Raw genomic sequence first — 11,310 nt, 5'->3', positions numbered from 1 at the left:
ACTTCGCGGGCCGTCAGACGCGTGACCTGTCGCTCAGCACGAATCTCCGACCCGCCGCGGTTCGAGACGGCGGACGGATGGTGCGCCCGTGAAGGTCCTGGTCACCGGGGCCAGCGGGTTCCTCGGGCAGGCCACCGCCGCTGCGGTGCGGGACGCCGGGCACGAGGTCCGGACCTTCCAACGCCGTCCCTCCGGAGTGTCGGGCGTGCAGGACGTCGCCGGGACGATGACGGACGACGCTGCGATCGCCCGCGCGGTCGACGGGGTCGAGGCGGTCGTGCACCTGGCCGCGAAGGTGTCGCTCGCCGGGGACCCGGCCGACTTCGCCCGGGTCAACGTCGAGGGAACCCGGTCACTGCTGGGGGCCGCCCGTGCCGCCGGCGTCGGGCGCTTCGTCTTCGTGTCGTCGCCGTCGGTCGCGCACACCGGTTCGTCGCTCGTCGGGGCCGATGCCGGTCCGGCCGAGCCGTCCCGTGCGCGTGGTGACTACGCCCGCACCAAGGCCGCGGCGGAGCTGTTGGCACTCGATGCCGACGCCCCGGACTTCGCCGTCGTGGCGGTCCGGCCGCACCTGGTGTGGGGTCCGGGCGACACACAGCTCGTCGGACGGATCGTCGAGCGTGCCCGAGCCGGACGGCTCCCGCTGCTCGACTCCGGCGCTGCGCTCATCGACACGCTCTACGTCGACAACGCCGCGACGGCCATGGTCGCGGCACTCGAACACGTCACGGACGACGGCGTGCACGGCAACGCCTACGTGGTCACGAACGGTGAGCCCCGACCCGTCGCCGACCTGCTCGCCGGCATCTGCACGGCGTCGGGCGTCCGGCCCCCGCAGTGGCACGTGCCGGCCGTTGTCGCCCGGGCAGCGGGGTCCGTGGTCGAGGCCGTCTGGCGCGTCCGACCAGGCGAGGACGAACCGCCGATGACCCGGTTCCTGGCCGAACAGCTCTCGACGGCGCACTGGTTCGACCAGCGGCGGACCCGGCGGGATCTGCGGTGGACCGCGTCGGTGTCGATCGACGAGGGGCTCGAGCGACTGGCGGCGGCGGCGACAGCGGCAGGGGCAGCGGCGGCGGCGGCTCAGGCGTCGTCGGCGGCGACGTAGACCCAGGCCGTCCAACCCGAGGCGAGTGTGACCCGCACGCGCTGGTAGTCGGCGACCTCGTACGCGTCGACCGCGCGGAGCTGCCACTCGTACCCGAGGGACAGGGCCACTCCCTCGACGACGTCGTCAGCAGTACCGCGGCGCAGGATCGGGTGCTGGTCCGAGCCGCTCGTCCGGATGACGTCCGGGTCGGTGATCGTCACCCGGTCGACCCGCCAGCCGGGCAGGGAGTCCGGGGTGGTCGGGACGTGCTCGCCGAACAGTGACTCCTGCACGAGGGGCTGCTGGAGCGTGCCGTAGGAGAACACCCGCTGGGTCTGGCCGGGCAGGTGCTCGGGTCGCCGGACCGGCTTCGGACCGATCGTCGGCGTCGAGGTCCAGACGAGTGCCCCCGCGAGCCCGGTGAGTCCGAGGTGGAGCAGTCCGACGACGGCGAGGACGCTGCCCCACAGGATGCTGCTGGTGTCACCGGGGCACGCGTACTGCAACCCGTCGTCCTCGACGTCGACGCAGGTGGCGGCGCCGTTGCCGATCCCGACGGCGATGGCGATGATGCCGACGACGAGGCAGACGAGCGCGAACGCGCCGAGACCGATGACCCAGCGCTGGCCGGGGGAGAGACGCTTCACGTCGCGAGGGTAGCGGACCGGAGGCGCGGATCACGCGAGCCGATCGGCTCACGTGATCCGCGCCTCCGGTCCGGCGACGTCACCCGCAGAACTCGTACGGGACTTCCGCCTGCGAGCTCACCCAGACGCCGCCGACGGTCGAAGCCTGCCCACCGAGCTCGAACGTGATGTGACGACCGTCGCGCTCGATCGTCCACAACCCCGACCCTTCTTCCTCCGAGTAGTAGACGGAATCGACCGACGTCAAGTCCGGGTACGCCGCGCGGAGCTCGTCCAACGTGCTGCCGACACCGAGTCCCTCCGCGGTCGTCGGTGCGTCGACGTCCTCCCCCGAGAAGCCCGAGATGTAGACGCCCCACACGAGCCCGTCCACCGCGACGACGGTCAACGCAGCAGACCCGTCCCGGCGGAAGTTCGACACGTTCGGGTTCGGGCAAACGCCTTCCACTGTGCCCGGGTAGGCGTCCGCCACCTCGTCGAGTTCACCCGAGACCGGACTGCCGAAGGCGATGGGCCCCACCTCGCTGCCGGAGATCGTCCAGGTGTCCGGATCCGACAGCGAGTACGGCGGCCGGGTCGACGTCGGCGTCGGCGTCGGCGTCGGGTTCGTCGTGGGCGTCGGGCCGCCCACGACCGGGGCCCCGGACGAGGTCTCGGTCGGCGACGGCTCGGGTGTCGTCGTCGCGGTGGGGGCGGGCGCGGTGGTGATCGACGTCGGGATGAGGCCGAGCGCGACCCCGCCGCCGGCAGCACCGAGCAGCAGCACCCCGACGACACCGATCGCGATGCCTGCCCGGCGGCCTCGTCGCTTCGGGCGAGGGGTGGCCCGCTCGAGGACGTTCTGCTTCATCGAGACGAGCATGCGCTGCAGGTCGTCTCCCTGGGGAGGTTCAGTGTTCATCGTGCGTCACCGCCTTCCTGAGTCGTCGGCGGGACCGGGAGACCCGCTGGGTGACCGCCCCGACGCTGAGTCCGAGCAGTTGTGCGGCTTCGGCGTAGGAGTACCCCTGCAGCAGGCAGAGTTCGCAGATCCGGCGATCAGTCTCCGGCAGTGCGGCGATCTCGGCGCGGACCCAGCGGAGCTGCTCGGATGCCTCGGTGGTGTCAGCGGGGGCGGCGAGGTCGAAGGGGAGCTCGTCGCCGGCGTGCTTCTGGTTGCGCCGTCCCAGGTTCTTGGCGTGGTTGCGGCACACCACCAGCAGCCACGGCAGGAGTGTGCCGGTCGGGAGCTGCAGACCGTCGGCTCGCTGCCAGAGCGTCAGGAATGTGTCCTGGACCAGCTCTTCGACGTCCTGCTTGCTCCCCGCGATCGCCCATGCGTACCGGGTCAGCGTCGGCGCGAACCGGTCGAACGCCGTCGCGAGTGCTGCTCTGTCCCCCGAGGCGAGGCGCCGTGCGAGGCCGGCGTCGTCTTCTGCGGTGTTGTCCACGGTGCTCCCTTCACTACGACAATGTCGTGAAGAGGCCGAACCTGACACGGATCACGACACGAGTCGTCCGTGTCGTGATCCGATGGTGATGTGGGAGCGCCATCCGCGCGCTCGGCGGACTCGGCGATCTCCTCGCGGAGCTCCGTGCGGGCCCTGCGGGCGGGCGGCGGTGCAGGTGCCGGCGTGTCAAGCGGTGAAGCGTTGCCAGAGGTCGGCGACGATCGGCCAGACGTCACCGGCGCGGTCTGCTGACCCGATGGCGACGAGGACGATCGGGACGATCGTGACGGCGACGGCCACGAGGACGGCGAGCACGACGGCCGAGGCTGCGGTCGCGGTGTGTCGTCGCGTGAAGGCGAGGACGAGCAGCGCGAGGACGACCAACGACCCCGCGACCGTGGCGAGTGCCACCCGCACGAACGGGAACGGCACGAGTCCCGAGGTGGTCGCGGTGACGCCGCCGAGGAAGCCGACGAGGGGCAGGAACGCCCCGAGTGCGGTGCCGAGGACCAGCACCACGCCGATGCCCGAGGCGATCCAGACGCCGCGCGGGCGGGGGCGACGGAGCTTCGCCCGGCGGTTCCCGGACCAGGCGGTGGTCACGGCTGCTCTCGGCGGTGCCGTGCTGCGTCGGTCTCGGCCGCGTCGGCGGAGTCGGCAGCAGCGGATGCGGCGTCCTCAGCAGCGGCGGCCGCATCGGCTGCGGCGTCCGCGGCCTGCTCCGACGCCCGGGCGAGCGACTCGGCGGCGGCGTCACGCACGTCCTCGGTGGTGTCGGCGGCGGTCTCGACGACGCCCTTCGTGGTCTCGGCGGTGGCGTCGGCTGCGCGCTTCGACGCGTCAGCCGTGGCATCCGCTGCGCGCTCCGCCGCGTCGGCGGTCGCGTCCGCGGTGCGCTTGGTCACGTCGGCGGTCGCTGCGGCAGCGCGCTTCGTCGCGTCCGCCGTGGTCTCGGCGGCCTGCTTGACGGCGTCGCCGGTGGTCTCGCCGGCCTGCTTGACGGCGTCGGTCGCGGCCTCGGTCGCGCGGCCCAGGCGTGACTGCTCGTCGTCGAAGGGGCCGTGCACGTCGAGGACTCGGACGTCCACGCTCGTCGGGAGCTCGGACAGCTGCCGCGTCGCGGCGGTCACCTGCTTCCGCACCTCGTCGGCGACGTGCAGCACCGGCGCCGGGTAGCTGACGACGATGGAGACCTGCACGCCGAGCGCGCCGTCGTCCTCGTCGACCTGCACACCGGCGGTGCCGGCGCTCCGGCCGAGCTGCTTGCGGAGCTGGTCGGCTGCACGGGCGGCGATCCCGCCGAGGCGGTGCACACCGGGCACGCCGAGTGCGGTCTCCGCTGCGATCCGGGCGACGATCGTGACAGTGCTCGCGTCGTCGGGCAACGGCTCCGTCAGTTCTGCGGGCAGGGCTACCTCGGTGACCTGCGTGTGCGCGTTCGGGTCGTGCTGCATGGTTCCTCCTCGTTCGGGATCTGCGCGGGGACGCATCGGGGCACCCGTTCGACGGGGGCCCCGATGCGGTCGGGCGACCTACTTCTTGAAGACGTCCTTGACGTCCTCGCCGGTCTGCTTCGCGCTCGCAGCTGCCTGGTCCTTCTTGCCCTCGGCGACCTTGGAGTCGTCGTTGGTCAGGTTGCCGACGGCTTCCTTCGCCTTGCCGGCGAGGTCCTGAGCGGCGTTCTTGATCTTGTCGTCGAGTCCCATGACGGGTCCTTTCGTGGGTGGGCGGTGCGCCCGGTGTGGTGTGGTGGTGGGCCGGGAGGCCCGGGGTGCGTCCGGCTGACGGGTGTCAGTGGACGCGGGTCGACTTCGCGAGCGCGGAGCGGGTACCGCCGGTCAGGTGCACGAGCACCGGGACCGGACGGCCGAGGGTGCGGTCGAGGACCGCGACGGCTCGGTCGACGGCGTCGAGCACGGTGACGGCGTCCCCGCCGCGGCGGACCGCGACACGGATCCGTGCGGCGCGCTGCCGGCGGACGAGGTAGGTGTCGACACGGGAGCCGACCACGTCGCGGACACCCGCGAGTTCGTGTTCGACGACGTCCCGCACGAGTGCAACGTTGATCGTGACGGCGTCGTCGCCCGAGTGCTCCCGGACGGCGACGGACGTGCCACCACCACCGCGGGTGAACACCCACACGAGCGACAGCACGATCACGAGGGCCGCGGCCCCGGCGACGACCCACAGCGCCGACGCGGGAACGTCGAGGCTGCGGGGGAGGTCGACGTACGGCTTGACGGCGTCCTGGACGGCGGGCAGCACGCCCGCCCCCATCGCGATCCCGACGACGACGGCGACGAGGCCGAGGACGAACAGGATGATCCGGTTGAGGGTCCGGTTGCTCTTGGTCATGCGAGGGTTCCCTTCTCCTCGACCCGGACGCGGACGCGTCGGCCGAAGCGCTCGTCGAGACCGCTCAGGCGCTCCACGACTGCGGCGCGGACGTTCGCCTCGTCGACCGGTACGCCGGTGACGGGGACGATGCGGACCTCGGTGGAACGGCCACGGGCGGTGGCGGATGCGTTCCCCTCGGGGACACCGGCCGCCATGCCGGCGGCGTTCGCCGCGGTGGAGGCGACGATGCGGGAGTCGATGACGACCGCACCGCGGTCGTGCTCGACGACCGATCGGTGCTGGCGACCGGGCTTGAGTGCCAGGACGACCAACACGACGCCGAGGACGACGAGTGCACCCGCGATGACCTCGACGATGGTGACGAACGCGGCGTCCGGGCGGAGCGCCGTGTCGACGACCGTCTGCGGGTCAGCGAGGAGCGGTGGGCGTCCGATGGCGCTGAGCACTGACTCGGTGCCGATCCAGGCGGCCACCAGGGCGAACACCACGAGGGCCACCGCCACTGCTGTGGAGCGGGAGCGGTGGACGCTCCGACGACGGATGCGTCGTTCGACGGAACCGTTGCTCATGATGGCCTCCTAGCGGGCACGGGACTCGTGCGCGCGCACGATCCCGGTGAGTTCGATGTGGGCACTGCCGACACGGCGCCCGGTCAGGTCGCTCACGCGGCCCTTGACCTGGTCCGCGATCCGGATCGACCCGGAGACGATGTCGTCGCTCGCGGCGATCGGCCCGGTGATGTCGAGGGACAGTGCTCCCGAAGCGTCGCCGAGTCCGACGCGCACCCGCTTGGCGGGGGCGCCGAGCCCTTCGGCTGCGACGGCCCGCGCCAGCGAGGTGAGCGCGCGTGCGGTGATCTCGACGCGGCCCGGGACGTCCGGGCCGGCGTTCACCGGGAGCTCCGGCGTCCGGTCAGCACGTCGGTCAGGGCACCGCGGTCGATGCGCCCGGTGGCGAGGGCGGCCACGAGGGCCCCGATCGCACCGAACACGATCACGAGCACGAAGCCCCAGAACCCGAACTGCAGTGCCACGACGGCGAGGACTGCGCCGATGAGGGCGCCGATCAGCGTGTTGCTCATGCGACTCGGGCTTCCTTCTTCTCGTCCTCGTTGTCGTCGTCGTCACCCGGGATGTAGACGTCCTGGATGGTCACGTTGACCTCGGCGACCTCCATGCCGACGATCTGCTCGAGGGCTCGGGCGACACCGGAACGGACGCCGTCGGCGACCTGCTGGAGCGACACCGGGTACTCGGCGACGATCACGATGTCCGCGGCGACCTGCTTCTCGCCGACCTCGACCTTGACGCCCTGACCGAAGTCACGCTGGCCGATGGCGTCGCGGAGGGCACCGATGGCACGGGCTGCGCCGTTGCCGAGGGAGTGCACACCGTTGACCTCGCGGGCGGCGATGCCGGCGACTTTCGACACGACGGTGTCGTCGATGACGGTCTTGCCGGTGACGCCGCTGGTGCCGGCGTGCGAGGTGGCACGGGTCGCCGTGGCGGCCGGGGTGGGGGTGATGGTGTCAGCCATGTTCGTTCCTTCCGTTGACCCGCCGGGCGTTCCCAGCGGTTGCTGTTCACGGATGAGACGGGCTGTGGAAGAGGTTCGTCACACACGACTTCTCGCATTCGGCGGAGATCCAGGGAACCCCGGAAACACGGGGATCCACGTGTACCCCCGGGGTGTTGCGTCAGGCGGTTCCGCTGTTTCCGGCCGCGTCGTTGCGTTCTGCAGCGGCCCGCATGGCGCGCACGCAGGCCATCGGGGACTCGCCGCGCTCCTCGCGGAAGAGCTGCTGCAGGCGTCGGGGGAGCACCCCGGCCGCGGCAGCGATGTCGTCCAGCGTGAGGGCGTCGTCGAGGTGCTGCTCGATGAACGCGACCGCTCGCCGGACCCGCCACGAGGCCCTGCCGGCCTCCGGTCGCGCGGCCAGCGACGCACGCTTCGTCGTGGCCGGGTCCTCGCTGAAGCGGTCGCGGTAGGTCTCGGCGAAGCGCCCGGGGTTGGTGAATCCCCAACGTCGGGCGATCGCGGCGATGCCCGTCGATCCGTTCGTGCCCCCGGCGCGGTCCGCGCGCAGCAGTTCCTCGCGCACGCGGTCGAGCCGGTGGTCGCGGAGGAACCGGTGCGGGGTGGTGTCGAGGGTGCGGGCGAAGACGTCCTGCAGCCCGCGCTGGCTCAGCCCGCACGCGGCGGCGATCGTGGGGACCGACGGGCGTTCGGCGGCCTGCAGCTCGATGAACCGGATCGCGTCGCGGAGCCGGTTCGCCACGGGCACGTCGTCACCGCGGTTGCGGATGGGGAACGTGTCGAGGATGACGACGGCCAGCCGGCGGTTCAGGGCGGTCCGCATCGGTCCGAGCACGCGGTCGTCGACCAGGGCCGGCCCGAGCTCACGGACCAGGTGCCGCAGCGGCTCCCGCCGGGCGATGACCGCGTCCTGCTGGTCGAACAGCAGGGGACCGTCGGGCAGGCGGTAGCCGAGGTCGCGTCCGACGGACCGCAGGAATCGATCCGCGACGTGGATGCCGTTGTAGACGGTCCCGCTCGACTCGAACCGGTAGGCCTCGGATGCCGACGCGATGTACGGGCTGCCCGGTTCGACGACGCGGGTGCGGTCGGCGAAGTGCATCTCGAGCCGACCCTTGGTCAGCCAGAACACCACGTGGTCGTCCCGCACGCCGATGACCCCGCCGCGTCGACCGCCCTCGGCGCGCATGGTGCGGAGCGTCAGGTCGTCGTCGCCCACGACCGTGTACTCGTACCTGGCGTCGTCGGTGGCGAAGGTCTCGGAGGCGAAGTCCGAGCCGCCGTACTCGGCCTCGAAGATGTCCGAGTAGTCGGAGCCCGCGCCGTCGGAGAACCGCAGCCGGCGGAATCCGTTCGTCGTCGAGGGGTCCATCCGCCGATCATGCCACCGGTTGCGCGCGGACGAGATCGGAATACCCTAGGGGGGTACCGTATTGAGAACGGTGGAGGCGGACATGCACGAACACGTCGGGTACATCGGCGACAAGGACGACCTGCTCAAGCGACTCCGTCGCGCCGAGGGGCAGGTGCGCGGCATCGCGCGGATGGTCGAGGACGAGACGTACTGCATCGACGTCCTGACCCAGATCTCGGCGGCGAACCGGGCGCTCGAACGCGTCGCGCTGTCGCTGCTCGAGGACCACCTGGCGCACTGCGTCGCCGAGGCCGTCGCCGAGGGCGGGGACGGCGCCGACGAGAAGGTGCGCGAGGCCAGCCAGGCGATCGCCCGGCTCGTCCGCTCCTGACCCTGACGACCCACCACCGAGAAGGAGACACCATGACCACCGAAACGCTGCTCGTCGAGGGCATGACCTGCGAACACTGCGTGATGAGCGTCACCGAGGAGCTCACCGAGGTCGACGGGGTGTCGGGCGTCGACGTCCGACTCGTCCCCGGCGGGTCGTCCGAGGTCACCGTCAGCTCCGCGGCACCCGTCGACGCGGACGCCCTCCGCGCCGCCGTCGCCGAGGCGGGGTACGAGGTCGTGCGCTCGTGACCGACCGCACCGTCGAACTCGACATCACCGGGATGACCTGCGCCTCGTGCGCGAACCGCATCGAGCGGAAGCTCGGCAAGCTGCCCGGGGTTACCGCCACGGTCAACTACGCCACCGAGAAGGCGCAGGTGCAGGTCGCCGCGGACGGCACCGCCGACCCCGAGGCGCTCATCGCCGCGGTGGAGTCGGCCGGGTACGGCGCCACGGTGCCGGCGCCGCCCGCCGCTGCTGACGCCGACCCCGCGCTGGACGAGGACCCGACCGGCCCGCTGCGCCGACGCCTGGTCGTGTCCGCCGTGCTCGCGGTGCCCGTCGTGGTGCTCTCGATGGTGCCGGTCCTGCAGTTCCCGAACTGGCAGTGGCTCGCCCTGACGCTCGCCGCGCCCGTCGCGGTCTGGGGCGCGCTCCCGTTCCACCGGGCCGCGTGGGTCAATGCCCGCCATGGTGCCGCCACCATGGACACCCTGGTGAGCGTCGGGGTCCTCGCTGCCTTCGGGTGGTCGCTGTACGCCCTGTTCTTCGGTGACGCCGGCACGACCGGCATGCACATGACGTTCTCGTGGTTGGCCACGGACCCCGAGGCCACCGACCTGTACCTCGAGGTCGCGACGGCCGTGACGGTGTTCATCCTCGCCGGCCGGTACATGGAGGCCCGTGCGAAGACGCAGTCCGGCGCCGCACTCCGGGCACTGCTCGAACTCGGCGCGAAGGACGCCACCGTCCTGCGCGACGGTGCCGAACACCGCGTGCCCGCGTCGTCCCTCGTCGTCGGCGACGTCGTCGTGGTGCGACCCGGCGAGCGGATCCCGAGCGACGGCCTGGTGCAGGACGGCTCCTCGGCCGTCGACCTCAGCATGCTCACCGGTGAGTCCGTGCCGGTCGAGGTCGGCCCGGGCGACCTGGTCACCGGCGCGACGATCAACGTCGGCGGCCGGCTCGTCGTCGCGATCACCCGCGTCGGCGCCGACACCGAGCTCGCCCGGATGGGTCGCCTGGTCGAGGACGCCCAGACCGGCAAGGCCGAGGTGCAGCGCCTGGCCGACCGCGTGTCCGGGGTCTTCGTGCCGATCGTCATCGCGCTCGCCGTGCTGGCGTTCGTCGGCTGGCTCGTGTTCGGCGGCTCGGTCACCGCGGCCTTCACCGCGGCCGTCGCCACCCTGATCATCGCCTGCCCGTGCGCCCTCGGACTCGCCACGCCCACCGCCCTGCTGGTCGGGACCGGCCGAGGCTCGCAGCTCGGCATCCTGATCGGCGGTCCGCAGGTGCTCGAGCGCACCCGCGGGGTCGACACCGTCGTGCTGGACAAGACCGGCACCGTCACCACGGGGTCGATGACCCTGCGGTCGGTGACCGCCGTCGACGAGACCGAGGACTTCGTCCTGCGCCTCGCCGCCGCGGTCGAGGACGGCTCGGAACACCCCGTGGCCCGTGCCGTCACCACCGCGGCGCGTGCCCGAGGCGCCGACCTGGCCGAGGCCGAGCAGTTCACCGCGACCGCGGGTGCCGGGGTGCAGGCCGTCGTGGACGGCGACGTCGTGCTCGTCGGCACGGCCCGCTGGCTCGCAGACTCGTGGTCGATCGCCCTGCCGACGGTGCTGTCCGACGCCGTCGAGCGCGCCGAGGCCGCCGGGGCGACCGCGGTCGTCGTCGCCCGGAACGGCAGCGCCCTGGGCGTGGTCGTCGTCGGGGACACCGTCAAGCCCGAGGCCGCCGACGCGATCGCCCGGTTCCGGGCGCTCGGCCTGCACCCGGTCTTGCTCACCGGCGACAACGAGGGTGCCGCACATGCGGTCGCCGCCCGTGTCGGCATCGACGAGGTGCATGCTCGCGCGACCCCGGCGTCGAAGCTCGAGACCGTCCGCCGGCTGCAGTCCGAGGGCCGGAGCGTCGCGATGGTCGGCGACGGGGTGAACGACGCCGCCGCGCTCGCCGCGGCCGACCTCGGCATCGCCATGGGGGCCGGCACTGATGCGGCCATCGCGGCGAGCGACATCACGGTGGTGCGCGGTCGGCTCACCGTGGTGGCCGACGCCATCCGGCTGTCGCGCGCCACGCTCGGCGTCATCAAGGGCAACCTGTTCTGGGCGTTCGCGTACAACGTCGCGGCGATCCCGCTCGCGATGGCGGGGCTGCTCAACCCGGTGCTCGCGGGTGCGGCGATGGCGTTCTCGTCGGTCTTCGTCGTGACGAACAGCATGCGCCTGCGTCGCTTCGCACCGCAGCCGTGAACCCGGCGAGCCGACCGCGGCCCTG

At 72.2% G+C, this 11,310-nt stretch carries 16 protein-coding genes; 4 read left to right on the top strand and 12 right to left on the bottom strand.

Annotation, left to right across the window (positions count from 1 at the left end):
* Positions 1-88 precede the first annotated feature (88 nt).
* Positions 89-1,108 (top strand): NAD(P)-dependent oxidoreductase, encoded by a 1,020-nt coding sequence (locus DEJ27_RS11810; RefSeq protein WP_110860937.1) that lies wholly within the window; start codon positions 89-91, stop codon positions 1,106-1,108.
* Here the strand turns inward: DEJ27_RS11810 and DEJ27_RS18055 are convergent.
* The 12 genes from DEJ27_RS18055 to DEJ27_RS11750 all read right to left on the bottom strand — a co-directional run bounded on the left by DEJ27_RS18055 (position 1,084) and on the right by DEJ27_RS11750 (position 8,433).
* The gene (locus DEJ27_RS18055) at positions 1,084-1,737 is read right to left on the bottom strand and encodes a gamma-glutamylcyclotransferase family protein (RefSeq protein ID WP_258369889.1); all 654 of its coding nucleotides are present in this window, start codon (positions 1,735-1,737) and stop codon (positions 1,084-1,086) included. The genes DEJ27_RS11810 and DEJ27_RS18055 overlap by 25 nt on opposite strands.
* A gap of 79 nt (positions 1,738-1,816) precedes the next feature.
* Positions 1,817-2,638, bottom strand: a complete 822-nt coding sequence (locus tag DEJ27_RS11800; protein ID WP_146238547.1) for a hypothetical protein — start codon at positions 2,636-2,638, stop codon at positions 1,817-1,819.
* Complete coding sequence (locus DEJ27_RS11795; RefSeq protein ID WP_110860933.1) at positions 2,628-3,167, bottom strand: RNA polymerase sigma factor; 540 nt, start codon at positions 3,165-3,167, stop codon at positions 2,628-2,630. Before DEJ27_RS11795 ends, DEJ27_RS11800 begins: the two co-directional genes overlap by 11 nt.
* A 186-nt stretch (positions 3,168-3,353) precedes the next feature.
* Positions 3,354-3,770, bottom strand: coding sequence for an MFS transporter permease (locus tag DEJ27_RS11790; RefSeq protein WP_110860931.1), 417 nt, complete (start codon positions 3,768-3,770; stop codon positions 3,354-3,356).
* The gene (locus DEJ27_RS11785; RefSeq protein ID WP_181420086.1) at positions 3,767-4,621 is read right to left on the bottom strand and encodes an Asp23/Gls24 family envelope stress response protein; all 855 of its coding nucleotides are present in this window, start codon (positions 4,619-4,621) and stop codon (positions 3,767-3,769) included. The genes DEJ27_RS11790 and DEJ27_RS11785 overlap by 4 nt, the downstream gene beginning before the upstream one ends.
* A gap of 78 nt (positions 4,622-4,699) precedes the next feature.
* Positions 4,700-4,873: a CsbD family protein gene (locus DEJ27_RS11780; protein ID WP_071246087.1), complete on the bottom strand. Its 174-nt coding sequence runs from the start codon at positions 4,871-4,873 to the stop codon at positions 4,700-4,702.
* Positions 4,874-4,958: 85 nt separating this feature from the next.
* Positions 4,959-5,522 carry a hypothetical protein gene (locus DEJ27_RS11775; protein WP_110860927.1) on the bottom strand — a complete coding sequence of 188 codons (564 nt, stop codon included), beginning with the start codon at positions 5,520-5,522 and terminating at the stop codon, positions 4,959-4,961.
* Complete coding sequence (locus tag DEJ27_RS11770) at positions 5,519-6,094, bottom strand: DUF6286 domain-containing protein (protein WP_110860925.1); 576 nt, start codon at positions 6,092-6,094, stop codon at positions 5,519-5,521. Before DEJ27_RS11770 ends, DEJ27_RS11775 begins: the two co-directional genes overlap by 4 nt.
* 9 nt (positions 6,095-6,103) lie before the next feature.
* Positions 6,104-6,418, bottom strand: a complete 315-nt coding sequence (locus DEJ27_RS11765; protein ID WP_110860923.1) for a hypothetical protein — start codon at positions 6,416-6,418, stop codon at positions 6,104-6,106.
* The gene (locus DEJ27_RS11760) at positions 6,415-6,606 is read right to left on the bottom strand and encodes a DUF2273 domain-containing protein (protein ID WP_017885412.1); all 192 of its coding nucleotides are present in this window, start codon (positions 6,604-6,606) and stop codon (positions 6,415-6,417) included. The genes DEJ27_RS11765 and DEJ27_RS11760 overlap by 4 nt, the downstream gene beginning before the upstream one ends.
* Positions 6,603-7,061, bottom strand: a complete 459-nt coding sequence (locus DEJ27_RS11755; protein WP_110860921.1) for an Asp23/Gls24 family envelope stress response protein — start codon at positions 7,059-7,061, stop codon at positions 6,603-6,605. The genes DEJ27_RS11760 and DEJ27_RS11755 overlap by 4 nt, the downstream gene beginning before the upstream one ends.
* Before the next feature lie 160 nt (positions 7,062-7,221).
* Entirely contained in the window at positions 7,222-8,433 is a 1,212-nt protein-coding gene (locus DEJ27_RS11750; protein ID WP_110860919.1) for a helix-turn-helix domain-containing protein, read from the bottom strand.
* An 82-nt stretch (positions 8,434-8,515) separates the two neighbouring features.
* Between DEJ27_RS11750 and DEJ27_RS11745 the strand changes: the two genes are divergently transcribed.
* From DEJ27_RS11745 to DEJ27_RS11735, 3 genes are read left to right on the top strand one after another with little or no spacing between them, the layout of a single operon-like run.
* Positions 8,516-8,806 (top strand): metal-sensitive transcriptional regulator, encoded by a 291-nt coding sequence (locus DEJ27_RS11745; protein ID WP_110861109.1) that lies wholly within the window; start codon positions 8,516-8,518, stop codon positions 8,804-8,806.
* 32 nt (positions 8,807-8,838) lie between these two features.
* Entirely contained in the window at positions 8,839-9,057 is a 219-nt protein-coding gene (locus DEJ27_RS11740; protein WP_110860917.1) for a heavy-metal-associated domain-containing protein, read from the top strand.
* The gene (locus DEJ27_RS11735) at positions 9,054-11,285 is read left to right on the top strand and encodes a cation-translocating P-type ATPase (protein ID WP_110860915.1); all 2,232 of its coding nucleotides are present in this window, start codon (positions 9,054-9,056) and stop codon (positions 11,283-11,285) included. The genes DEJ27_RS11740 and DEJ27_RS11735 overlap by 4 nt, the downstream gene beginning before the upstream one ends.
* Positions 11,286-11,310: the final 25 nt, after the last annotated feature.

Origin of the sequence: Curtobacterium sp. MCPF17_018 (genome assembly GCF_003234135.1) — a bacterium.
Lineage (GTDB): Bacteria > Actinomycetota > Actinomycetes > Actinomycetales > Microbacteriaceae > Curtobacterium > Curtobacterium flaccumfaciens.
Note: the sequence above shows the minus strand (reverse complement) of the source record. Positions and strands in the feature narration are given on the sequence as shown.